At 67.7% G+C, this 24,605-nt stretch carries 18 protein-coding genes and 1 tRNA gene; 2 read left to right on the top strand and 17 right to left on the bottom strand.

Annotated features, from left to right (window positions below):
• Positions 1-31: 31 nt before the first annotated feature.
• A complete protein-coding gene (locus ACZ64A_RS19495) occupies positions 32-496 on the top strand; it encodes an ATP-binding protein (RefSeq protein WP_469811907.1) in 465 nt (154 codons plus the stop codon).
• Between the two features lie 257 nt (positions 497-753).
• Positions 754-1,671 carry a helix-turn-helix domain-containing protein gene (locus ACZ64A_RS19490; protein WP_469811906.1) on the top strand — a complete coding sequence of 306 codons (918 nt, stop codon included), beginning with the start codon at positions 754-756 and terminating at the stop codon, positions 1,669-1,671.
• A gap of 5 nt (positions 1,672-1,676) precedes the next feature.
• Here ACZ64A_RS19490 and ACZ64A_RS19485 read toward each other — a convergent pair whose 3' ends face one another.
• From ACZ64A_RS19485 to ACZ64A_RS19405, 17 genes are all read right to left on the bottom strand, one after another.
• Entirely contained in the window at positions 1,677-4,349 is a 2,673-nt protein-coding gene (locus ACZ64A_RS19485) for a peptidoglycan recognition protein family protein (RefSeq protein WP_469811651.1), read from the bottom strand.
• 237 nt (positions 4,350-4,586) lie between these two features.
• Complete coding sequence (gene tuf, locus ACZ64A_RS19480) at positions 4,587-5,780, bottom strand: elongation factor Tu (RefSeq protein WP_469811650.1); 1,194 nt, start codon at positions 5,778-5,780, stop codon at positions 4,587-4,589.
• 157 nt (positions 5,781-5,937) lie between these two features.
• Complete coding sequence (fusA, locus tag ACZ64A_RS19475; protein ID WP_469811649.1) at positions 5,938-8,064, bottom strand: elongation factor G; 2,127 nt, start codon at positions 8,062-8,064, stop codon at positions 5,938-5,940.
• Between the two features lie 39 nt (positions 8,065-8,103).
• Positions 8,104-8,574, bottom strand: a complete 471-nt coding sequence (gene rpsG, locus ACZ64A_RS19470; protein WP_003992340.1) for a 30S ribosomal protein S7 — start codon at positions 8,572-8,574, stop codon at positions 8,104-8,106.
• A gap of 2 nt (positions 8,575-8,576) precedes the next feature.
• Positions 8,577-8,948: a 30S ribosomal protein S12 gene (rpsL, locus tag ACZ64A_RS19465; RefSeq protein WP_003948652.1), complete on the bottom strand. Its 372-nt coding sequence runs from the start codon at positions 8,946-8,948 to the stop codon at positions 8,577-8,579.
• Positions 8,949-9,288: 340 nt separating this feature from the next.
• On the bottom strand, positions 9,289-9,825 hold the full coding sequence (locus tag ACZ64A_RS19460) for a DUF1707 and DUF4190 domain-containing protein (RefSeq protein ID WP_469811648.1): 537 nt from the start codon (positions 9,823-9,825) through the stop codon (positions 9,289-9,291).
• A gap of 122 nt (positions 9,826-9,947) precedes the next feature.
• The gene (locus ACZ64A_RS19455) at positions 9,948-13,847 is read right to left on the bottom strand and encodes a DNA-directed RNA polymerase subunit beta' (protein WP_469811646.1); all 3,900 of its coding nucleotides are present in this window, start codon (positions 13,845-13,847) and stop codon (positions 9,948-9,950) included.
• A 97-nt stretch (positions 13,848-13,944) separates the two neighbouring features.
• Complete coding sequence (rpoB, locus tag ACZ64A_RS19450) at positions 13,945-17,430, bottom strand: DNA-directed RNA polymerase subunit beta (protein ID WP_469811644.1); 3,486 nt, start codon at positions 17,428-17,430, stop codon at positions 13,945-13,947.
• Between the two features lie 566 nt (positions 17,431-17,996).
• Positions 17,997-18,383 (bottom strand): 50S ribosomal protein L7/L12, encoded by a 387-nt coding sequence (gene rplL / locus ACZ64A_RS19445; RefSeq protein ID WP_469811643.1) that lies wholly within the window; start codon positions 18,381-18,383, stop codon positions 17,997-17,999.
• A gap of 118 nt (positions 18,384-18,501) precedes the next feature.
• The gene (rplJ, locus tag ACZ64A_RS19440) at positions 18,502-19,032 is read right to left on the bottom strand and encodes a 50S ribosomal protein L10 (RefSeq protein ID WP_469811641.1); all 531 of its coding nucleotides are present in this window, start codon (positions 19,030-19,032) and stop codon (positions 18,502-18,504) included.
• A gap of 292 nt (positions 19,033-19,324) precedes the next feature.
• Positions 19,325-20,164: an SCO4651 family lipoprotein gene (locus ACZ64A_RS19435; RefSeq protein WP_469811640.1), complete on the bottom strand. Its 840-nt coding sequence runs from the start codon at positions 20,162-20,164 to the stop codon at positions 19,325-19,327.
• Between the two features lie 95 nt (positions 20,165-20,259).
• Positions 20,260-21,105, bottom strand: a complete 846-nt coding sequence (locus ACZ64A_RS19430) for an SCO4651 family lipoprotein (protein WP_469811639.1) — start codon at positions 21,103-21,105, stop codon at positions 20,260-20,262.
• Positions 21,106-21,268: 163 nt separating this feature from the next.
• The gene (gene rplA, locus ACZ64A_RS19425; RefSeq protein WP_469811637.1) at positions 21,269-21,994 is read right to left on the bottom strand and encodes a 50S ribosomal protein L1; all 726 of its coding nucleotides are present in this window, start codon (positions 21,992-21,994) and stop codon (positions 21,269-21,271) included.
• 74 nt (positions 21,995-22,068) lie between these two features.
• Positions 22,069-22,503, bottom strand: coding sequence for a 50S ribosomal protein L11 (rplK, locus tag ACZ64A_RS19420; RefSeq protein ID WP_006130605.1), 435 nt, complete (start codon positions 22,501-22,503; stop codon positions 22,069-22,071).
• A gap of 193 nt (positions 22,504-22,696) precedes the next feature.
• Positions 22,697-23,554, bottom strand: a complete 858-nt coding sequence (nusG, locus tag ACZ64A_RS19415) for a transcription termination/antitermination protein NusG (RefSeq protein WP_469811636.1) — start codon at positions 23,552-23,554, stop codon at positions 22,697-22,699.
• A gap of 81 nt (positions 23,555-23,635) precedes the next feature.
• Positions 23,636-23,923 carry a preprotein translocase subunit SecE gene (secE, locus tag ACZ64A_RS19410; RefSeq protein WP_361630614.1) on the bottom strand — a complete coding sequence of 96 codons (288 nt, stop codon included), beginning with the start codon at positions 23,921-23,923 and terminating at the stop codon, positions 23,636-23,638.
• A 108-nt stretch (positions 23,924-24,031) separates the two neighbouring features.
• Positions 24,032-24,104 (bottom strand) — tRNA-Trp (locus tag ACZ64A_RS19405).
• Between the last annotated feature and the right edge of the window lie 501 nt (positions 24,105-24,605).

Genomic DNA, 24,605 nt, shown 5'->3' with positions numbered 1-24,605 from the left:
TCACTCCTCACGGTAGGCAGAAACCGCCACGCTGAGTGACGTGAATCAGGAAATCGCCGAGTCCGGCACCGAACTCCCCCACGCCGTACCGCACTTCAGCGTGCTGCTGTCGTCCACCGCGCGCGGCGCCCGCCTCGCCCGGCTGCTCGCCGACACACAGCTGCGCCGCTGGGGGCTGCCCTGCGAGCCCGCGAACCAGCTGGTGGCCGAGCTGGCGGCCAACGCGGCCACGCACGGCCGCGTCCCCGGGCGCAACTTCCGGCTGACGCTGTACGTCGTCGGCGGCACGCTGCGCATCGAGGTGACGGACACACGCGGTGAGCGCCTGCCGGAGCTGCGGTGCCCGGAGGAGAGCGCCGAGTCCGGGCGGGGGCTGCTCCTCGTGGAGGCGCTCGCGGACCGCTGGGGTGTGCGGGAGGAACGCTTCCCGCGCAAGACCGTCTGGGCGGAGATCGGGACGGGGAGCACCGCATCGCGAACGGTCCCGACCCGGTGAGCCGCCACCCGGAGCAGCGCGAGGTCAATGCTTTAAAGAACCCGGGGGAAAGTACCGACCAAACCCCACCCCACCCCGCCGTCCCCCCTGCGGACCCCCGTCACCCGCACGAGTGGTCTTCACCAACTGAGCTGGATTTCCGCCCAGTTCGAAGGCATATGCTCGCCGCGACCACAACCGAAGACATGCGACGGCCCCCGGCCGGGACTGGCATCCCGATCGAGGGCCTGACCACCGAGGAAGGCAACAACTTCCCGATGGGTACCGAGCACTTTAGCGCGCCCCCGTGCGCCGAGCCGCCGAATCCGCGCGGCATCACCCACCTCAACTCGCCGCACACCGAACGCTTCACGGTCGTCGGCAACCATCTCGCGCAGCACGGCGAGCTGAGCCTCACCGCGATCGGCCTCGCGACTCACATCCAGTCGCTGCCCTCCGGTGCCCCGGTCGGCATCAAGGCGCTCACGGCCCGCTTCCCGGAGGGCGAGACCCGTATCGCCGCGGCCCTGCGCGAGCTGGAGGCACACGGCTATCTGGCCCGTACCCGCGTGCAGCTCCCGAACGGCCGGATCGTCACGCGCACGGTGTCGTACAACCGGCCCGTCACCGACGAACCCCCCGCCCCCGAGACACCGCCACCGCCACCGCCCCCACCACCGCCGCCACAGCGGACCCCCGCTCCCCCGCCGCCCCCGGCCCCCGCGCCCGCCGCCGCCTGCGCGGCCGAGGCACCGGAGAGGCCCGCGCCGCCTCCGCTCCCTGAGCCGCAAGGCCCCGACCCCGACCGTCACCGCGCCGCCACGGACCTCCTCGCCACCCTCCACCGCCGCGACCCCCGCCTGCTGCTCTCCGAGCGCGCCGTCCGGCATCTCGCCCCGGCCGTCGCCACCTGGCTGGAGCGGGGCGCGCGGCCCGAGGCGGTACGCCACGCGCTGACCGCGAACCTCCCCCACGAGCCATTGCGCAACCCGGCGGCCCTGCTCGCCCATCGTCTGACCGCGCTGCTCCCTCCTCCGGCGCCCCCCGAACCGCCTCCTGCCGAGCATCCCCGGCCGGCCGGACGCCTGCCCCTGTACAGCTGTGAGGGGTGCGAACGCGCGATTCGCACCCCTCACCCCGGCACCTACTGCCGCGACTGCCAGGAAACCCACCCCGGCAGCCGGTCAGCGGCGTGATCACATCACTTCGTGAAGTACCCCGTGATGTCGGCGATCAGGTCGACCGAACCCCACTGGTTGTAGAAGTCCACCTTGCCGTTCACGACCGGGACGATCACCAGGTTGGGGATCGTCAGGCCCGGCGTGAAGTTCAGGTTGGACGCCGAGGTGCGCGCCGTGCCGTCCGGGTAGACCGACACGAAGCTCGACGAGGTCGGATTCGTCGCCGTCACGTTCAGGACCACGGCCGTCACCCCCGACGCCGGGACGCCCTGGACACCGGCCACCGGGAGGGAGACCACGCCCTGCGGGCCCACCGGGGCCTTCGGGACGCCGATGCCGTACCGGGTGTCCATCAGCCGCTTCGGGCCCAGGTTGATGTGCTGGGCGCCCTCGGTGCCGGAGGTGAAATAACCGGTGATGTCGGCGAGCAGGTCGACCGAACCCCACTGGTTGTAGAAGTCCACCTTGCCGTTCACGACCGGGACGATCACCAGGTTGGGGATCGTCTGGCCGGCGGTGAAGTTCAGGTTGGACGCCGAGGTGCGGGCCGTGCCGTCCGGGTAGACCGACACGAAGCTCGACGAGGTCGGGTTCGTCGCCGTCACGTTCAGGACGACCGCGGTCACACCGGAGGACGGCACGCCCTGGACGCCGGCGACCTGGAGGCTCACCACGCCCTGCGGGCCGACCTTGGCCTTGGGCGCGCCGGTGCCGTACCGCGTGTCCATCAGCCGCAGCGGGCCGTGGCTGACGTGGGTCGAGCCGCTGGTGTCGGTGGCGTAGTAGCCGGTGACGTCGGCGATCAGGTCGACCGAGCCGGCGTGGTTGTAGAACCGCACCTTGCCGTCGACGACCGGGACGGTCACCAGGTTCGGGATCGTCTTCCCGGCGGTGAAGTTCAGGTTCGACGCGGACGTGCGGTCGGTGCCGTTCGGGTAGACCGACACATAGCTGGTCGACGTGGCGTTGGTGGCCGTGACGTTCAGGACGACCGCGCCGACGCCGGTGGACGGCACCACGCTGTTGCCGGTGACGTCGAGGACCACCTCACCGCCGGGGCCGACCTTGGCCTTCGCCACGCCCGTGCCGTACCGGGTGTCCATCAGGCGGGTCGGGGTGACCGGCTTGAAGGTCTTCGGGCCGGGCACGGTCACGGTGACCGGTGCCGACGTCGTGACCTTGCCGGAGGTGTGGGTGGCGCGGATCGCCACCGTGTGGTCGCCGTAGCCGTTCAGGGTGAGCGTCGCGCTGCGGACATGACCCCAGCTCCAGGTGGCGACCTGGCCGTCGACCAGCACCTCGAACTTGTAGATCAGCGGGGTCTGCGTGCTCGTGGACCAGTTGACCGTGGCCGGGCCGTACGTCTGGTAGCCGCTGCCGGCCTTCGTGGCCTCGCCGCCCACCGAGGTGATCGCCAGGTTCTGGACCGTGCCGCTCGCATAGCTGCGGATGGTGCCCAGCTGCCCGTACAGCAGGTTGCCGGGGCACTCGGTGGCGTAGCCGTCACGGTGCCCGGAGACGGTGTTGAACGTGTAGTCCTTGCCCAGCTCGTAGGAGGTGCCGAAGTAGTTCTTCTGCGTGGCACCGGAGTTCAGCAGGGTCGTGCCGGACGGGTCGACGCCGTACTGCCCGAGCTTGTAGGCGATGAGCCGGGAGGCGGCGACCAGCGACGCGTCCGACGGGTTCACCTGGGTGTAGTCGCCGAGGAAGGCCACGCTCGTCGACTGGGAGTTCCAGCCGTAGGTGTGGGCCCCGTACACCGGCTGGTCGATCCCGCCTTTGCGGCCCTCGAAGAGGGTGCCGCACTTGTCGACCAGGAAGTTGTAGCCGATGTCCTTCCAGCCGTTCGACTTCACGTGGTACGTGTAGATGCCCCGGATGATCGCCGCGGACTCGGAGCAGTCGTAGGGCGTGGCGTCCGCGGTGTGGTGCACGAACGCGGCCTTGATCTGGCCGCCCGGCAGGTATTCCGGCGCCTCGGGGCTGATGCTCTCGTCCGCGCCCCACCCGGCCCGCGAGACGATCGTCGGCTGCGGGGCCGTGGAGGGCGGGCCGGGCGTCGTCGGAGGCGTCGTGGGCGGCGTGGTGTCCTGCGCGAAGGCCGCGGGCTCGGCGTCCAGGCCGCCCGGGGTCCTGCCCGCGGTGGCGGTGCCCGGGTCGACCAGGTCGAGGCGCAGGCCGGCGGGAAGCTTGCCGTTGCGGGCGCCGTCGGTCACGCGGACCTCGGCGCCGTCGGAGGCGTCCACCCAGACCGGCTCGGTGGAGCCGCGCGCGCCGGCCCGGTTGCCGTCGAGCAGCGCCGGGTACGGCGTGAGGTTCTGCCACGCGGTCCACTCGCCGGTCTCGGCGTTGCGGGCGCGTGCCTGGATGGTGCCCTGGATCTTCGCCCTGGGGTCCGTCCAGGAGACGCCCATGAGGGCGAAGCGGTCGGTGTCCCTCTTCGACAGGACCGCCTCGCCGTGGCCCTGGTCGGTCAGCGCGAGCTTGTGCACGGCGGTGCGGACGGGGCCGTGCTCCTTCCCTCGCGCGCTGTACACACTCGGCTGACGCGCCTGGTCGTTCCCGCTCCCGAAGACGGCGCCGTTCGCGATGGACTGGATGCCCAGAATCGCGGCGATGCCCAGGGCGGCCCCGGCGGCTGTGCGCCGCGCCCGGCTCGCGGCCGTACGACGTGCTCGACGTCCCGATCTCAAGTTGTTTCCCACCCCTGAACGGCCCCCGCGGGAGCCCTAGATGGACATGACACGTATAGGTGCGCGGCATGCTACAGGGGAGTGTGGGAGCGCTTTCCACCGGGGCTGCGGGGCGTCTGCGACCGGCGGGACCGCCGGGAAACACGAACGAGGGGCCCGTACGACCGAAGTCGTACGGGCCCCTCGCGGAGCTCGCAGTCGGAGCTACCGGGTCACAGGACCGTCAAGCAAGCGGACTTACTTGTTGATCTTGGTGACCTGGCCGGCGCCGACGGTCCGGCCACCCTCACGGATGGCGAACTTCAGGCCCTCTTCCATGGCGACGGGCTGGATGAGCTCCACCTTCATCTCGGTGTTGTCACCCGGCATGACCATCTCGGTGCCCTCGGGGAGGGTCACGACGCCGGTCACGTCCGTCGTACGGAAGTAGAACTGCGGGCGGTAGTTGTTGAAGAACGGGGTGTGGCGGCCACCCTCGTCCTTCGACAGGATGTACGCCTGCGCCTCGAACTCGGTGTGCGGCGTGACCGAACCCGGCTTGATGATGACCTGGCCGCGCTCGACGTCCTCGCGCTTGATGCCACGGAGGAGCAGACCGACGTTCTCACCGGCCTGGCCCTCGTCGAGCAGCTTGCGGAACATCTCGATGCCGGTGACCGTGGTGGTGGTCTTCTCGGTCTTGATGCCGATGATGTCGACGGTCTCGTTGACCTTCAGGACACCACGCTCGATACGGCCGGTGACGACCGTACCGCGACCGGTGATCGTGAAGACGTCCTCGATGGGCATGAGGAACGGCTTGTCGACGTCACGCTCGGGCTCGGGGATGTTCTCGTCCACGGCCTTCATCAGGTTGAGGACGGACTCACCCCACTCCTTGTCGCCCTCGAGGGCCTTGAGCGCGGAGACGCGGACGACCGGCAGGTCGTCGCCCGGGAACTCGTACTCGGAGAGGAGCTCACGGACCTCGAGCTCGACGAGCTCCAGGATCTCCTCGTCGTCCACCATGTCGGCCTTGTTCAGGGCGACGACGATGTACGGAACGCCGACCTGGCGGGCCAGGAGCACGTGCTCCTTGGTCTGCGGCATCGGGCCGTCGGTGGCGGCGACCACGAGGATGGCGCCGTCCATCTGGGCAGCACCGGTGATCATGTTCTTGATGTAGTCCGCGTGACCGGGGCAGTCGACGTGGGCGTAGTGACGGGTCTCCGTCTGGTACTCGACGTGCGCGATCGAGATGGTGATACCGCGCTGGCGCTCCTCAGGAGCCTTGTCGATCTGGTCGAACGCCGAGGCCTCGTTCAGGTCCGGGAACGCGTCGTGCAGCACCTTGGTAATGGCGGCCGTGAGGGTCGTCTTACCGTGGTCGATGTGACCGATGGTGCCGATGTTGACGTGCGGCTTAGTCCGCTCGAACTTCGCCTTCGCCACTGGGGTCCTCCTGTGGAGTGGTTCTGGTACGCCTTACTTCATCGGCGCCAGGTGATCTTTGCTGAAAAGGCCCGGAACCCGGGGCAAACATCCGCGATTGCGGGTGTTTGCCCCACGAGGCTCCGGAGTCAAGCCTACGGCGTGTGAACGCGGTGCGTTACTCGCCCTTGGCCTTCGCGATGATCTCCTCGGCGACGTTCCGCGGAACCTCGGCGTAGGAGTCGAACTGCATCGAGTAGCTTGCGCGACCCGACGTCTTGCTGCGGAGGTCGCCGACGTAGCCGAACATCTCCGACAGGGGCACGAGGCCCTTCACGACACGGGCACCGGCCCGCTCCTCCATGGCCTGGATCTGACCACGGCGGGAGTTGATGTCGCCGATGACCTCACCCATGTAGTCCTCGGGCGTGGTGACCTCGACGGCCATCATCGGCTCGAGCAGCACGGGGCTGGCCTTGCGCGCGGCCTCCTTGAAGGCCTGCGAACCGGCGATCTTGAAGGCGAGCTCGGAGGAGTCGACCTCGTGGTAGGCGCCGTCGTGGAGGATGACACGGACACCGGTCATCTCGTAGCCGGCCAGGATGCCGAACTGCATGGCCTCCTGCGCACCGGCGTCCACCGAAGGGATGTACTCCTTCGGGATACGGCCACCGGTGACCTTGTTCACGAACTCGTACGAGACGTCGCCGCCCTCGAGGGGCTCGATGCCGATCTGCACCTTCGCGAACTGACCGGTACCACCGGTCTGCTTCTTGTGGGTGTAGTCGACGCGCTCGACGGCCTTGCGGATCGTCTCGCGGTAGGCCACCTGCGGCTTGCCGACGTTGGCCTCGACCTTGAACTCGCGCTTCATGCGGTCGACGAGGACCTCGAGGTGAAGCTCGCCCATACCGCCGATGACGGTCTGGCCGGTCTCCTCGTTGGTGTGCACCTGGAAGGAGGGGTCCTCCTCCGCGAGACGCTGGATGGCGACACCCAACTTCTCCTGGTCACCCTTGGACTTGGGCTCGATCGCGACCTCGATGACCGGCGCCGGGAAGTCCATGGACTCCAGGATCACCGGGTTCTTCTCGTCGCAGAGCGTCTCACCGGTGGTGGTCTGCTTCAGGCCCATGACGGCGACGATGTCGCCGGCGCCCACCGACTCGATCTCCTCACGCTTGTTCGCGTGCATGCGGTAGATCTTGCCGATGCGCTCCTTCTTGCCCTTGACGGAGTTCAGCACCGAGGTGCCGGACTCCAGGCGGCCCGAGTAGACCCGGACGAAGGTGAGCTTGCCCAGGTGCGGGTCGCTCATGATCTTGAACGCGAGCGCCGACAGCGGCTCGTCCTCGGACGGCTTGCGCTTGATGACCGTCTCGGGGTCCTTGACGTCGTGGCCCTCGATGGCCTCGATGTCGACCGGGGACGGCAGGTAGCGCACGACCGCGTCGAGCAGGGGCTGGACACCCTTGTTCTTGAACGCGGTACCGCAGAACACCGGGGTCACGGTGGTGCCGGTGCCCTTGCCGGACGCGATGGTGATACGACGGATCGCGGCGTACAGCTGCTCCTCGGTGGGCTCCTCGCCCTCCAGGTACAGCTCCATGATCTCTTCGTCGTTCTCGGCCACGGCCTCGATCAGCTTGCCGCGGTACTCCTCGGCAGCCTCGGTGTGCGTGGCCGGGATGTCGACGACGTCGTACATCTCGCCCTTGGTGGCCTCGGCGGACCAGACGAGCGCCTTCATGCGGACCAGGTCCACGACGCCCTGGAAGTCGGCCTCGGCACCGATCGGGAGCTGCATGACGATCGGCTGCGCGCCCAGGCGGTCCGAGATCATGTCCACGCAGCGGTGGAACTCGGCGCCCGTGCGGTCGAGCTTGTTGACGAAGCAGATGCGCGGAACGCCGTAGCGGTCCGCCTGACGCCACACCGTCTCGGACTGCGGCTCAACGCCGGCGACGCCGTCGAACACCGTCACGGCACCGTCGAGCACGCGCAGCGAGCGCTCCACCTCGACGGTGAAGTCGACGTGACCGGGGGTGTCGATGATGTTGATGGTGTGGTCGACGTCTTCCAGCGACCAGTGACAGGTGGTGGCAGCAGAGGTGATCGTGATGCCACGCTCCTGCTCCTGCTCCATCCAGTCCATGGTGGCGGCGCCGTCGTGGACCTCACCGATCTTGTACGACACACCGGTGTAGAACAGGATCCGCTCGGTGGTGGTCGTCTTGCCCGCGTCGATGTGGGCCATGATCCCGATGTTGCGGACCTTGGCCAGGTCAAGTGAAGTGGTAGCCATAAGGCTTCAGTCTTCTCTCGGTCTCGATGTGGGTAGCGACTACCAGCGGTAGTGCGCGAAGGCCTTGTTGGACTCGGCCATCTTGTGCGTGTCCTCGCGCTTCTTCACAGCGGCACCCAGGCCGTTGGAGGCGTCGAGAAGCTCGTTGAGCAGACGCTCGGTCATGGTCTTCTCGCGACGGGCGCGGGAGTAACCGACCAGCCAGCGCAGCGCGAGCGTGTTGGCACGACCGGGCTTGACCTCGATCGGAACCTGGTACGTCGCACCACCGACACGGCGGGACTTGACCTCGAGGGTCGGCTTGATGTTCTCCAGCGCGCGCTTCAGCGTGATGATCGGGTCGTTGCCCGTCTTCTCACGCAGACCCTCCATGGCGCCGTAGACGATGCGCTCGGCGGTGGAGCGCTTGCCGTTCAGCAGCACCTTGTTGATCAGGGAGGTCACCAGAGGAGAACCGTAGACCGGGTCGATGATGACCGGGCGCTTCGGGGCGGGGCCCTTACGAGGCATTCTTACTTCTCCTTCTTGGCGCCGTAACGGCTGCGAGCCTGCTTGCGGTTCTTGACACCCTGGGTGTCGAGCGAGCCGCGGATGATCTTGTAGCGAACACCCGGCAGGTCCTTCACACGGCCGCCGCGCACGAGCACGATGGAGTGCTCCTGCAGGTTGTGTCCCTCACCCGGAATGTAGGCCGTGACCTCGATGCCGCTGGTCAGACGCACACGCGCGACCTTACGGAGGGCCGAGTTCGGCTTCTTCGGGGTGGTCGTGAACACACGCGTGCAGACGCCACGACGCTGAGGGGAACCCTCGAGTGCGGGCGTCTTGTTCTTCTCGACCTTGTCCTGCCGGCCCTTACGGACCAGCTGCTGGATCGTAGGCACTACTTCTCCGGTTTCTGTGTGCCGATGGTGAAGCTAACCTGGAACGTCACCGACCCACGCGGTCGGGTGTGTCGAATCGTGCGGGCTTCTGCCGAACGGCATAAGAGACGCAGATTGCGGTGGCCGGTCATGACTCCTGTGCGGTTGAAGGCACGCAGGAGAGCCAAGGCACACCCCAGGCACAAGGTCTGAGCGTACCTACCGCAAACGCTACGGTCAAAACAAATGGGCCCCGGCCGCAGCGACACACGCCACATGTCAAGCCCGCCCAGCACAAGTGATCTACGAATCGGCGGCCGCTGTCCGCTTCGTACACGTTCCTCACGCCCTTGCGCCCGGGTCAGCCGCCGGCCGCCAGGGAGACGGCCGTCAGCAGGATCAGTACGAGTGCCCAGCCGGCCGTGGCCAACCACCCCAGCACGAGACCGGTCAGCGCCAGGCCCGCCCCCAGCTCGCCCGTCCGCCGGATCTCCGAGCGCGCCGTGTGCCCGAGGACGATCGCCGGGATGCCGGTGACCCCCGCGGTGAAGACGCACAGCAGCCCGCACACGGCGGCACCCACGGCCTTCCCGTTCGTCCGCGGCCCGGGCGGCCCGGGCACGGGAGCGAACGCCCCGGGAGCGAAGGCAGCGGGCACAGCGGGCGGTACGGGGCCCTGCGGCAGATCGGCGACCAGCAGCGCCAGCTCCCCCACCGTCCGGGCCGCATACGCCCGCCCGGCCCGCTGCTCGAACTCCTCGCGCTCCAACCGTCCCTCGCCGTACCCGGCTCTGAGGACGTCCACGGCGCGCTCCCGATCGGCGTGCGAGGCGAGCATCCCCCGCCACTGCTGCTGCCCGGACGGCGAGGGCTGCCACGGATACGGCGACTGGGACACGAGCACCTCCCGGAACCACCGGCGTCCCTCCATGATGCGCCGAACCGGCGCGCGCGGCACCGGCACGACGCCGAAGGGCGGCCACCCCTCGCGGGGTGGCCGCCCTTCAGTGGACGTGCGCCTTACTGGTTGTACGGACCGTAGTCGTAGTCCTCCAGCGGAACGGCCTGGCCGGAGCCGGTGCCGAACGGCGAGTAGTCGATGTCGTCGTAGCCGACGGCCGAGTACATCGCGGCCTTCGCCTCCTCGGTCGGCTCGACCCGGATGTTGCGGTAGCGGGACAGACCCGTACCGGCCGGGATGAGCTTACCGATGATGACGTTCTCCTTGAGGCCGATGAGCGAGTCGGACTTGGCGTTGATCGCCGCGTCCGTGAGGACTCGCGTCGTCTCCTGGAAGGACGCCGCCGACAGCCAGGACTCCGTGGCCAGCGAGGCCTTGGTGATACCCATGAGCTGCGGACGACCGGAGGCCGGGTGACCGCCCTCCTGGACCACACGACGGTTCTCGGTCTCGAACTTCGAGCGCTCGACCAGCTCACCGGGCAGCAGCTCGGCGTCGCCGGACTCGATGATCGTCACACGGCGCAGCATCTGCCGGATGATGATCTCGATGTGCTTGTCGTGGATCGACACACCCTGCGAGTTGTACACCTTCTGGACCTCGCCGACCAGGTGGACCTGGACGGCACGCTGACCCAGGATGCGCAGCACGTCGTGCGGGTTGGTGGCACCCACGGTGAGCTTCTGGCCCACCTCGACGTGCTCGCCCTCGCTGACCAGGAGACGGGCGCGCTTCGAGATCGGGTAGGCCGTCTCGTCGCTGCCGTCGTCCGGCGTGATGACGATCTTCTTGGTCTTCTCGGTCTCCTCGATCCGCACGCGGCCGGAGGCCTCGGAGATCGGGGCGACACCCTTCGGCGTACGGGCCTCGAAGAGCTCGACGACACGGGGCAGACCCTGGGTGATGTCGTCACCGGCCACACCACCGGTGTGGAAGGTACGCATCGTCAGCTGGGTACCGGGCTCACCGATGGACTGGGCGGCGATGATGCCGACCGCCTCACCGATGTCGACCAGCTTGCCGGTGGCCAGCGAACGGCCGTAGCACATCGCGCAGGTGCCGACGGCGGACTCACAGGTCAGGACCGAACGGGTCTTGACCTCCTCGATGCCGCGCAGGACCAGCTCGTCGATCAGGACGTCACCGAGGTCGGTGCCGGCCGGGGCCAGGACCTGACCGTCGACCACGATGTCCTCGGCGAGGCAGCGCGCGTACACGCTGGTCTCGACGTCCTCGGCCTTGAGCAGCGTGCCCTCGGCATTGCGCTCGGCGATCCGCAGCTTGAGGCCACGGTCGGTGCCGCAGTCCTCCTCGCGGATGATGACGTCCTGGGAGACGTCGACCAGACGACGGGTGAGGTAACCCGAGTCGGCGGTACGCAGAGCGGTGTCCGCCAGACCCTTACGGGCACCGTGCGTGGAGATGAAGTACTCCAGCACGGACAGACCCTCACGGAACGAGGCCTTGATCGGACGCGGGATCGTCTCGTTCTTGGCGTTCGACACCAGACCACGCATACCGGCGATCTGACGCATCTGCATCATGTTGCCTCGTGCACCCGAGTTCACCATCATGAAGATCGGGTTGGTCTTCGGGAAGTTCTCGTTCATCGCCTCGGCGACCTCGTTGGTCGCGTTGGTCCAGATGCCGATCAGTTCCTGGGTGCGCTCGTCCTTGGTGATCAGACCACGCTCGTACTGGCGCTGGACCTTCTCGTCCGCGGCCTCCCAGCGGGCGACGATCTCCTTCTTCGCCTCGGGGACGACGACGTCGGAGATGGCCACGGTGACGCCGGAACGGGTCGCCCAGTAGAAGCCCGCCGCCTTCAGGTTGTCGAGCGTCGCCGCCACGATGACCTTCGGGTAGCGCTCGGCCAGGTCGTTGACGATCTGGGAGAGCTGCTTCTTGCCGACCTCGTAGTCGACGAACGGGTAGTCCTCGGGCAGCAGCTCGTTGAAGAGCGCACGGCCCAGCGTGGTCTTCAGCGTGAAGCTGTCACCCTGCTGCCACTCCGGCTCGCCCTCCTCGCGGACCGGCGGCACCCAGCCACGCGGCGGGATGGTGCCTACCGGGAAGCGGATCTCGGTCGGCGTCTGCAGGGACAGCTCACCGGCGTCGAACGCCATGATCGCCTCGGCGACGGACGCGAACGCGCGGCCCTCGCCCTTGGGGTTGCGGCCCTCGGCGTCGGTGGTGAGGAAGAACAGACCGAGGACCATGTCCTGGGTCGGCATCGTCACCGGACGGCCGTCGGCCGGCTTCAGGATGTTGTTCGAGGACAGCATCAGGATGCGGGCCTCGGCCTGCGCCTCCGCGGACAGCGGCAGGTGCACGGCCATCTGGTCACCGTCGAAGTCCGCGTTGAACGCGGTGCAGACGAGCGGGTGGATCTGGATGGCCTTGCCCTCGACCAGCTGCGGCTCGAAGGCCTGGATGCCGAGGCGGTGCAGGGTGGGAGCACGGTTCAGCAGAACCGGGTGCTCGGCGATGACCTCTTCGAGGACGTCGTACACGACCGTGCGGCCGCGCTCCACCATGCGCTTGGCGCTCTTGATGTTCTGCGCGTGGTTCAGGTCGACCAGGCGCTTCATCACGAACGGCTTGAACAGCTCCAGCGCCATCGCCTTCGGCAGACCGCACTGGTGCAGCTTCAGCTGCGGACCGACGACGATCACGGAACGCGCCGAGTAGTCGACACGCTTGCCGAGCAGGTTCTGACGGAAACGGCCCTGCTTGCCCTTCAGCATGTCGCTGAGGGACTTCAGCGGGCGGTTGCCCGGACCGGTCACCGGCCGGCCGCGACGACCGTTGTCGAAGAGGGCGTCAACAGCCTCCTGAAGCATGCGCTTCTCGTTGTTGACGATGATCTCCGGAGCGCCCAGGTCCAGCAGGCGCTTCAGACGGTTGTTGCGGTTGATGACACGGCGGTACAGGTCGTTCAGGTCGGAGGTCGCGAAGCGGCCACCGTCCAGCTGCACCATCGGACGCAGGTCCGGCGGGATGACCGGGACGCAGTCCAGGACCATGCCCTTGGGGCTGTTGGACGTCTGCAGGAACGCGGAGACGACCTTCAGGCGCTTCAGGGCACGGGTCTTCTTCTGGCCCTTGCCGGTGCGGATGATCTCGCGGAGGCGCTCGGCCTCCTCCTCGAGGTCGAAGGACTCCAGGCGCTTCTGCAGCGCCGCGGCACCCATCGAACCGTCGAAGTACGTGCCGAAGCGGTCACGCAGCTCGCGGTAGAGCAGCTCGTCGCCCTCGAGGTCCTGGACCTTGAGGTTCTTGAACCGGTTCCACACCTCGTCGAGACGGTCGATCTCGCGCTGCGCACGGTCGCGCAGCTGCTTCATCTCACGCTCGGCACCCTCGCGCACCTTGCGGCGCACGTCGGCCTTGGCGCCCTCGGCCTCCAGCTCGGCCAGGTCGGTCTCGAGCTTCTTGGCGCGGGCCTCGAGGTCGGCGTCACGGCGCTGCTCGATCTGCTGGCGCTCGACGGAGACATGGGCCTCCAGCGAGGGCAGGTCGCGCTGACGGCGCTCCTCGTCCACGTACGTGATCATGTACGCCGCGAAGTAGATGACCTTCTCCAGGTCCTTCGGGGCGAGGTCCAGCAGGTAACCCAGGCGCGACGGGACACCCTTGAAGTACCAGATGTGCGTGACGGGAGCGGCCAGCTCGATGTGGCCCATCCGCTCACGGCGCACCTTGGCGCGGGTCACCTCGACGCCGCAGCGCTCACAGATGATGCCCTTGAAGCGAACGCGCTTGTACTTGCCGCAGTAGCACTCCCAGTCCCGGGTCGGACCGAAGATCTTCTCGCAGAAGAGTCCGTCCTTTTCGGGCTTCAGGGTGCGGTAGTTGATGGTCTCGGGCTTCTTGACCTCGCCGTGGCTCCACTGACGGATGTCGTCAGCGGTGGCCAGGCCGATCCGGAGCTCGTCGAAGAAGTTGACGTCGAGCACTATGCGTCAATCCCTCTCAGGGTCGAAAGTCTGTGGTCTGAAACGGGGGCCTGGGGGTCGGCGGGGCCCTGTGGGTGAGGGCCCCGCCGGACTCCCGTCAGACCTCTTCGACGCTGCTCGGCTCGCGCCGGGACAGGTCGATACCGAGCTCCTCCGCTGCGCGGAAGACGTCCTCGTCGGTGTCGCGCATCTCGATGGACATGCCGTCCGAGGACAGCACCTCCACGTTGAGGCACAGGGACTGCATTTCCTTGATGAGCACCTTGAAGGACTCGGGAATGCCGGGCTCAGGGATGTTCTCGCCCTTGACGATGGCCTCGTAGACCTTCACGCGGCCGGTGACGTCGTCGGACTTGATGGTCAGCAGTTCCTGGAGGGCGTACGCGGCGCCGTAGGCCTCGAGGGCCCACACCTCCATCTCACCGAAGCGCTGGCCACCGAACTGGGCCTTACCACCCAGCGGCTGCTGGGTGATCATCGAGTACGGACCGGTCGAGCGGGCGTGGAGCTTGTCGTCGACCAGGTGGTGGAGCTTGAGGATGTACATGTAGCCGACCGAGATCGGGTCCGGGAACGGCTCACCGCTACGGCCGTCGAACAGCCGCGCCTTACCGGTCGGGAGCACCATGCGCTCGCCGTCGCGGTTCGGGATGGTGTGCTGCAGCAGACCCGCCAGCTCGTCCTCACGGGCACCGTCGAAGACCGGGGTCGCGACGTTGGTGCCGGGGGCGACCTGGTCGGCGCCGATGGCCTGGAGGCGCTGCGCCCACTCGTCCGCGAGGCCGGAGACGTCCCAGCCGCGGCTGGCGAGCCAGCCGAGGTGGATCTCCAGGACCTGTCCCGGGTTCATTCGGGACGGCACACCCAGCGGGTTGAGGATGATGTCGACCGGGGTGCCGTCCTCCAGGAACGGCATGTCCTCGATCGGCAGGATCTTCGAGATGACGCCCTTGTTGCCGTGACGGCCGGCGAGCTTGTCACCGTCGGTGATCTTGCGCTTCTGCGCGACGTAGACGCGGACCAGCTGGTTCACGCCCGGCGGCAGCTCGTCGCCCTCCTCGCGGTCGAAGACGCGCACGCCGATGACCTTGCCGATCTCACCGTGCGGCACCTTCAGCGAGGTGTCGCGCACCTCGCGCGCCTTCTCACCGAAGATCGCGCGGAGCAGGCGCTCCTCGGGGGTCAGCTCGGTCTCACCCTTGGGCGTGACCTTGCCGACGAGGATGTCGCCGGCGACGACCTCGGCACCGATCCGGATGATGCCGCGCTCGTCGAGGTCGGCGAGGACCTCCTCGGAGACGTTCGGGATGTCCCGGGTGATCTCCTCGGGGCCGAGCTTGGTGTCACGGGCGTCGACCTCGTGCTCCTCGATGTGGATCGAGGAGAGGACGTCGTCCTGCACGAGGCGCTGCGACAGGATGATCGCGTCCTCGTAGTTGTGACCCTCCCACGGCATGAACGCCACGAGCAGGTTCTTGCCCAGCGCCATCTCGCCGTTCTCGGTGGCCGGGCCGTCGGCGAGCACCTGGCCCGTGATGACGCGGTCGCCCTCGTTGACGATGACCTTCTGGTTGACCGAGGTGCCCTGGTTGGAGCGGGCGAACTTGGCCAGGCGGTACGTGATGTACGTGCCGTCGTCGTTGGCGGTGGTGATGTAGTCCGCGGAGACCTCCTGGACCACACCGGCCTTCTCGGCCTTGACGACGTCGCCGGCGTCGACGGCGGAGCGGTACTCCATGCCGGTGCCGACGAGCGGGGACTCGCTCTTGATCAGCGGAACGGCCTGACGCATCATGTTCGCGCCCATGAGGGCACGGTTGGCGTCGTCGTGCTCCAGGAAGGGGATCATGGCGGTCGCGACCGACACCATCTGGCGCGGCGAGACGTCCATGTAGTCCACGTCCTCGGGGCCGACGTAGTCGACCTCGCCGCCCTTGCGGCGGACGAGCACGCGGGCCTCGGCGAAGCGCAGGTCGTCGTTGAGCGTGGCGTTGGCCTGCGCGATGACGAAGCGGTCTTCCTCGTCGGCGGTCAGGTAGTCCACCTCGTCGGTGACCTGGCCGTCGATGACCTTGCGGTACGGGGTCTCGACGAAACCGAACGCGTTGACCCGGCCGTAGGAGGCGAGCGAGCCGATCAGACCGATGTTCGGGCCTTCGGGCGTCTCGATCGGGCACATGCGGCCGTAGTGCGACGGGTGCACGTCACGGACCTCGAAGCCGGCCCGCTCACGGGAGAGACCACCCGGGCCAAGAGCCGACAGACGGCGCTTGTGGGTGAGACCCGACAGCGGGTTGTTCTGGTCCATGAACTGCGACAGCTGGCTGGTGCCGAAGAACTCCTTGATGGAGGCGACGACCGGCCGGATGTTGATCAGGGTCTGCGGCGTGATCGCCTCGACGTCCTGAGTGGTCATCCGCTCACGGACGACGCGCTCCATACGGGCCAGACCCGTGCGGACCTGGTTCTGGATGAGCTCGCCGACGCTGCGCAGGCGGCGGTTGCCGAAGTGGTCGATGTCGTCGGTCTCGACGACGACCGGCTGGCCGTTGTCACCGACGGTCTCGGTCTCACCGGCGTGCAGCTTCACCAGGTACTTGATCGTCGCGATGATGTCCTCGACGGTCAGGATCCCGGCGTCCAGCGGGGCGTCCGCGCCCAGCTTCTTGTTGACCTTGTAGCGGCCGACCTTGGCCAGGTCGTAGCGCTTGGGGTTGAAGTAGAGGTTCTCGAGCAGCGTCTGCGCGGCCTCACGCGTGGGCGGCTCGCCCGGACGCAGCTTGCGGTAGATGTCGAGCAGCGCGTCGTCCTGGCCCTGGGTGTGGTCCTTCTCCAGGGTGGCGCGCATGGACTCGTACTCGCCGAACTCCTCGAGGATCTGCTCGGTGGTCCAGCCGAGGGCCTTGAGGAGGACGGTGACGGACTGCTTGCGCTTGCGGTCGATGCGGACACCGACCATGTCGCGCTTGTCGATCTCCATCTCCAGCCAGGCACCCCGGGACGGGATGATCTTGGCGGAGAAGATGTCCTTGTCGGACGTCTTGTCGATGGAGGAGTCGAAGTAGACGCCGGGCGAACGGACCAGCTGCGACACCACGACACGCTCGGTGCCGTTGATGACGAAGGTGCCCTTGTTCGTCATGAGCGGGAAGTCGCCCATGAAGACCGTCTGGGACTTGATCTCGCCGGTCTCGTTGTTGGTGAACTCGGCGGTGACGAAGAGCGGGGCCGCGTACGTGAAGTCGCGGTCCTTGCACTCGTCGATGGAGTTCTTCGGGGGCTCGAAGCGGTGGTCGCGGAAGGTCAGCGACATCGACCCGCTGAAGTCCTCGATCGGGGAGATCTCCTCGAAGATCTCCTCCAGACCGGACTTGGTGGGGACATCCTGACCGTTCTCGAGGGCCTCCTCGACGCGAGCCTTCCACGCGTCGTTGCCGAGCAGCCAGTCGAAGCTCTCGGTTTGCAGCGCGAGAAGGTTCGGAACCTCGAGGGGCTCCTTGATCTTTGCAAAGGAGATGCGCAGCGGGGCGGTGCTGGCAGCGTTGTTCGTATTCGCGGTCGAGGCGTTGCGCGAGGCGGCCAAGAGGGGGTCCTTCCGAGGGCTCGGACTCACTACGCGCGTACCGTCCCCTCCCCCGCGCACAAAGACAGAAGTCCCAGGTCGGAGACGATCTGTCGGTCAGTGCTCGAGTGAGGGCAGACCCCTGGTGACGGGCAGGGGACAGCTAACAGGCAGCGCAAAGGGTCAGTGTAGCCACTTGGCACACTGATGTCCAGTCCCGCATTTCGGAGACCTCACTCTTCCAAACGCCTGCGGCATACCTGCCTTCAACGCACGTTGATACTGCCCTCTTCGCCGTCGATCCATGCCTCGGATTCGGATCCTTGTGACGACGCGTCCTGAGAATTGCGCGCTGCGTGCGGTTCGTCAAGGCCCCCCTTGCCCGAACCGGGGCGACCGAGACACGACGAAGATCACCTTACCCCTCGCGAACACAGGTGCAAGGCAGCCCGGGCCGTCCCCCGGGGAACGCCGAAGGGCGACCACCCGGATGGATGATCGCCCTTCGGTGCGTTCGCGTTACAGCCCTGGGGAAGACGTTTTCACGATCCGGTCCCCGGCAGGCCGCTCATGCGGTCGCGAAGGTCTTACTTGACCTCGACGGAGGCGCCGGCGCCCTCGAGGGCCTCCTTGGCCTTGTCCGCGGCGTCCTTGGCGACCTTCTCGAGAACGGGCTTCGGGGCGCCGTCCACGAGGTCCTTGGCCTCCTTCAGACCCAGGGAGGTCAGCTCACGCACGACCTTGATGACCTGGATCTTCTTGTCGCCGGCGCCGGTGAGGATGACGTCGAACTCGTCCTTCTCCTCGGCGGCCTCGGCGGCAGCGCCGCCACCCTGGCCGGCGACGACGACCGGGGCGGCCGCGGCGGCGGTGACGTCGAACTTCTCCTCGAAGGCCTTCACGAACTCGGAGAGCTCGATGAGGGTCATCTCCTCGAACTGCGCGAGCAGGTCTTCCTGGCTGAGCTTCGCCATGATGGCGGTCCTTCCACTAATTCGGCAGGTGCCGGATGTACTGGGTGAGGCGGGCGTACGTTGGCCCGCTGGCGACACGCGCCGCGATCAGGCGGCGAGCGTCAGAAAGCGAGCCGAATTACTCGGCACCGCCCTGCTCGTCCTGCTTGGCACGGAGCGCGTCCACGGTGCGGACGAGCTTCGACGGCAGCGCCTGGAAGACGGAGGCAGCCTGAGACTGCTTCCCCTTGAAGGCACCGGCCAGCTTGGAGAGCAGAACCTCGCGGGACTCGAGGTCCGCAAGCTTCTTGATCTCGTCGGCGGTGAGGGCCTTGCCCTCGAGCACACCGCCCTTGATGACGAGATTCGGGTTGTCCTTGGCGAAGTCACGGAGACCCTTCGCCGACACCACCGGGTCACCGGTGATGAAGGCGACGGCCGTCGGACCAGCGAACTGGTCGTCCAGCGTCGTGATCCCGGCCTCGTTGGCCGCAATCTTGGTCAGCGTGTTCTTCACCACGGCGTACTGGGCGTTCTCACCGAGCGAGCGGCGCAGCGTCTTGAGCTGCGCCACGGTGAGACCGCGGTACTCGGTCAGCACGGCGGCGTTGGAGTTGCGGAACTTGTCCGTCAGCTCGGCAACCGCGGCAGCCTTGTCGGGCCTCGCCATAGAGCCTCGGCCTCCTTCCGGGTGATTCTGACCGCGCGGACCCGAAGGAGGACTGGGGAAAACGAAACGCCCCGGCGCAGGCGCACGGGGCGGACTCGACCGGCAGCACACGCATGTGAACACACACATGCTCCGGGAGTTCTTCCACAGTCACCTGCGCGGGTCGCCCGCATTTTCAGCGGATCCTTCGGCCACCGGCCCCTTTGTTGGGGCACGGCAACGACCAGCGGTCTTTGGCTTCTCAAGGAGAGTACGGGAACGGGTCGCCTTCGAGCAAATCCGCCCGTACGGGTCAGCCCTGCATGGCCTCCTCCATGGCCTTCTTCATCATTTCCTCGAAGGTCGTGACGTCCTCGGCCGGCGGAGCGGTCACCGTCACCGGCTTGTTCACGTCGAGGAAGGTGATCGTCATGTCCAGCGGACCCTTGTCGGCGTCACCGCGCATGCGGAACTGCTTTGTGCGCTGCTCGCCGTCGATCCACATGTCCATGGTGAACTTGTCGATGCCGAGCTTCTCGTACTCCTTGAGGCTCTCCTGCCGCTTCTCGCGGGCGGCCTGCCCCTGGCCGTTCAGGGAGGCCTTGAGGTCCGCCAGGGTGACCGTGCCGGCGTAGTGCGTCGTGCCGACGCCGTCGACGGTCTCCGTGCCGACCTTCTTCACGTCCTTGGAGCCGGTGAGGTACGTGGACTCCGCCGCCGGGTTCTTCTGGGCCTGGCCGGCCTTCCCCAGCTCGTCCAGGTCCTTGGTGCTCTTGGACATGTCGAACTTGAGCCAGCTCTTGCCGTCCATGTCCTTCGCGGCCTCCTCGCCGCCGTTGACGAACAGCGCCTTGCCGACGAGCCGGATCTCCGTCTCGCCGGCGTCGGCCCCGCCCTCGATCCCCATCTTCATGTTCATGGCGAGCGGCTTCAGGCTCATCGCCGCGTCACCGTGCAGCTTGCCCTCCCCCGGGATGGTGCCGCGCATCCGGTAGTGGAAGGACGTGACCGCGTCGGCGTTCTTCGCCGCCGCCGCGACGGCCGCGGCCGGCGACATCTCCGGCGACCGCGCGTCGCCCTTGCCGCAGCCGGCGGTCCCGGCGAGCAGCAGCGCGGCGAGCGAGGCAGCGGGTATGACAGAGGACTTCTTCATGGTTTCCCCCCACGGAAGACACAGCTGCCACACGGCAGCCTTGCGAGGCTAACCGTAAGAGAGAGGTAAGACACTCTCTTTTCCCGCGGTCCCGTTCACGGCGCCGCGGTGCCCATGAGCTGCGCGAAGTCCTCGGTGTCGGCCGCCGGGGGCCGCTGTACGGCGACGTGGACGCCGTAGTCGCCGTAGGCGGCCGTCTGGGTCATCAGGCCGCTCGTCATGGTGGCCTTCTCGGTCTTCTTGACGATCAGGTGGTGGTCGTCGACCCACAGGTCGATGTGCTCACCGCGCACACCGGCTTCGGCGAGCTGCTTCTTCAGGGACGCGTCGGCGAGGGAGGCGACGTCGACCGTGCCCGTGTAGTGCCGGGTGCGGCGGCCGGCGATGGTCTCCTCGCCGACGGCCCGGGCGTCTCCCGACGCCAGCAGCAGCTTCACGGGCGGCACGGGCGCGGTGTTGCGCAGCTGGTCGCGCAGATAGCTGCCGGAGTCGCCGGGCAGGCCGGCGAGGTCGTCGTAGTCGTAGCGGATCCAGTGCCGGCCGCCGATGCGCCGGGCGAACTCGGCGCCCACGCGCGCGTAGTACGCGTCGGGCAGCAGACGCGCCTCCATGGTGGTGCTGCCGAGCGCCCGCAGCGGTTCGGCGAGGCTGCCGCCGGTGTAGGTGATGGTGAGTGTGCCGGTGGAGTCGCCGGCCCAGTCCAGGGTGCCCTCGCTGCGGGTGGACAGCAGGCCGGCCATGACCGTGGTGGAACTGATCCGCGCCGAGCCGGCCCGGGTGGTGGCCTCCTCCACGGCGCGCAGCGCGGCCGTGGTGCGTGTGTCGGGGTGGCTGGGCGACGCCGTGGGCCGCGGCCGGCCGTCACCGCCTCCGCAGGCCGCCAGGGTGCTCAGTACGGCCACCAGCAGGACCGGCACGATCCCCCGTCCGACACTCCTCATCGGCCCTCCACCTCGACTCCCCCGTGATCTTCACGCTAACCCGCGCCACCCGGCTGCGGGAGCGGAACGCCCTCAGGGAGTCGCGGCGGCCGGAAACGGAAACGGGCCCCGCCCCCTGGAAACAGGGGGCGGGGCCCGGAACCGACTTCGGTGAGCGTCAGGCTCAGACCGCGGCCGGGTCCTCCTCGACGAGGAGGTTGCGGGTGCGGTTCGGGTCGACCGGAATGCCGGGGCCCATGGTGGTGCTGAGCGCGGCCTTCTTGATGTAGCGGCCCTTGGCGGCGGACGGCTTCAGACGGAGGATCTCCTCCAGGGCCGCGCCGTAGTTCTCCACCAGCTTGTCGTCGTCGAAGGACGCCTTGCCGATGATGAAGTGCAGGTTCGCGTGCTTGTCGACACGGAACTCGATCTTGCCGCCCTTGATGTCGGTGACGGCCTTGGCCACGTCGGGGGTGACGGTGCCGGTCTTCGGGTTCGGCATCAGACCACGGGGACCGAGCACGCGGCCGAGACGGCCGACCTTGCCCATGAGGTCCGGGGTGGCGACGACGGCGTCGAAGTCCAGACGGCCCTTCGCGACCTCGTCGATCAGTTCGTCGGAGCCGACGATGTCGGCGCCCGCGGCCTCCGCGGCCGCAGCACGGTCACCGGTCGCGAAGACCAGGACCCGGGCGGTCTTGCCGGTGCCGTGCGGCAGGTTCACGGTGCCACGGACCATCTGGTCGGCCTTGCGCGGGTCGACACCCAGACGGAAGGCGACCTCGACGGTCGAGTCGAACTTGGTCGTGGAGGTCTCCTTGGCGAGACGGACGGCCTCGAGCGGGGCGTACAGCTTCTCCCGGTCGACCTTGGCGTCCGCAGCCTTGAGAGCCTTGCTGCGCTTGCTCACGTGATGCTCCTGTGTGTGCTGAGGAGTTGTGGTGCGGGCCGAGCAGGCCCTGCCACTTCTGCTGGAAGGTGGGGTCAGCCCTCGACCGTGACGCCCATGGAACGGGCGGTGCCGGCGATGATCTTCTCGGCGGCGTCCAGGTCGTTGGCGTTGAGGTCGGGCATCTTGGTGGTGGCGATCTCGCGGACCTGGTCACGCGTGATCTTCGCGACCTTGGTCTTGTGCGGCTCGCCGGAGCCCTTCTCCACGCCCGCGGCCTTGAGGATCATCTTCGCGGCCGGCGGCGTCTTGGTGATGAAGGTGAAGGAGCGGTCCTCGTAGACCGTGATCTCCACCGGGATGACCCAGCCACGCTGCGACTCGGTCGCGGCGTTGTAGGCCTTGCAGAACTCCATGATGTTCACGCCGTGCTGACCCAGCGCGGGGCCGACCGGCGGGGCCGGGTTGGCGGCACCGGCCTGGATCTGGAGCTTGATGAGCCCCGTGACCTTCTTCTTCTTGGGAGGCATGGCTCTCCGGGTCCTTTCACTTCGGGTCCATGCCCGCTTCCGGGGACCACCCGGATGCAGGCATACCGCACAACGATAACGGGTATAGATGCGCGGCCAAAAACCGTGCAGGTCAGACCGTCCCCCGCGAGCGGGGGCGCCTCCCGATGGAAGCTCGGTCTGACCTGCGCGGAAGCGGTAAGTCCAGAAAGAACTAGTTCTTCTGGATCTGGTCGAAGGACAGCTCGACCGGGGTCTCGCGGCCGAAGATCTCCACGAGACCCTTGACCTTCTTGGAGTCCGGGTTGATCTCGTTGATCGTGGCCTGGAGGGTGGCGAACGGGCCGTCGGTGACGGTGACCGAGTCGCCGACCTCGAAGTCCAGCACCTGGACCTCGACCTTGCGCTGCGGCGCCGGCTTGCCCTCGGCCTCGGCGGCCTCACGGGCGGCCTTGGCCTCCGCCTCGGGGGCGAGCATCTTCACGATCTCGTCCAGCGACAGCGGGTAGGGGTCGTAGGCGTTGCCGACGAAGCCGGTGACGCCGGGCGTGTTGCGGACGACGCCCCAGGACTCGTTCGTCAGGTCCATCCGGACGAGCACGTAACCGGGCAGCTTGTTCTGCTTGACGGTCTTGCGCTCGCCGTTCTTGATCTGGACGATCTCTTCCTCGGGCACCTCGGCCTGGTAGATGAAGTCCTCGACGTTCAGCGAGACGGCGCGCTGCTCCAGGTTGGCCTTCACGCGCTTCTCGTAACCGGCGTAGGTGTGGATGACGTACCACTCGCCGGGCAGCAGGCGCAGCTCCTCGCGGAGCTTCTCGACCGGGTCGCGGTCGTCCTCGGGCTCGGGCTCCTCGGCCACGGCCTCGGCGACCTCGTCCTCGTCACCGGCGGCGGCGTCGTCCTCCTCGTGGAGGGCGGCTTCCTCGGCGGGCTCGCCCGCTTCGAGGTCGGCAGCCTCTGCCTCGTCCAGGTCCTCGTCCGCGCCCTCGACGATGTCGAGCTCGTCGTCCACCGACTCTGCCGCAGTCTCGCTTGGCTCAACGGCGTCGTTCAGGTTCTGGTCAGACACGGTGGCTGCTTCTTCCTGGATACATAGGGGTGGAACACGCGAAAAGGGGCGCCGGATACCTCGGCGCCCTTCGCTTCTGGCTCAGCCGAAGACGTACTTGGCCGCGTGGTTGAGCCCATAGTCAATCACGGTCACCAGGCCGATCATGATGGCGACGAAGAAGATCACCACAGTCGTGTACGACGTCAGCTGGTTGCGCGTGGGCCAGACGACCTTGCGCAGTTCGGCGATGATCTGCCGATAGAAGGTGGCCAGGCGCTTGAGCGGACCCTTCTTGGCCCGCTTGCCGCCCTTGCGGGCCTTCTTCCGGCTCTCCGGCGCCTCGTCCTGGGCGTCAGGCGTGTCGATGGAGCCCACGGCGTCCGCCATTAGTCCTCACCTGATCCCGGGTCGTGGCCGTGCCGCGCCCGGTCTGAGCCGCACGGCGGTGCATTGCTGTACGTACATGCGCACACATCCTGGCGAAGGTGTGTGTAGCAGGGCCGGAGGGACTTGAACCCCCAACCGCCGGTTTTGGAGACCGGTGCTCTACCAATTGAGCTACGACCCTTTGGTGCGTCCCCCAACGTACCGCATCCGGCCGGATGCTTGGTGTGCACCGGTTGCGGGCGCGGCTGCTGAAGGCCAACGAGGTGAGAGTGTACGTGGTCCGGAGCGCGCAGTCGAACGCAAACGGGCGACAGCGGCCGCGTATATGGATGTTGCCGGCCCGCCCCCGGCCCGAAGGGTGACCGGCTCACCGCGGCAGCCGCGGCGATCTCGGGGCGGGAGGCGAGGGCCGCCTCGGTCTCCGCGAGGTGCGTCCGGACACCGTGCACCTTCACTGCGGCAAGGCCGGCGCGGGCGTCCCCTGTCCCCGCCCCTTCACCGATCCGGCGCCGGGCCGGGCGGCTCACCTGGATCTATCACACATCGTGATAGGTCCCAGAGCGGATTGCGTCTTGGACGCCCGCCGGCCCGGTGCTGGACTGAGCCCACGGCGGTCCCCGGGCTCCCGCCCCTGGGCCGCCGTCACGAGTACGGCACATCCGTACGTCGTCCACGGCTTTCC

This window comes from Streptomyces sp. NPDC104814 (genome assembly GCF_055583185.1).
Note: the sequence above shows the minus strand (reverse complement) of the source record. Positions and strands in the feature narration are given on the sequence as shown.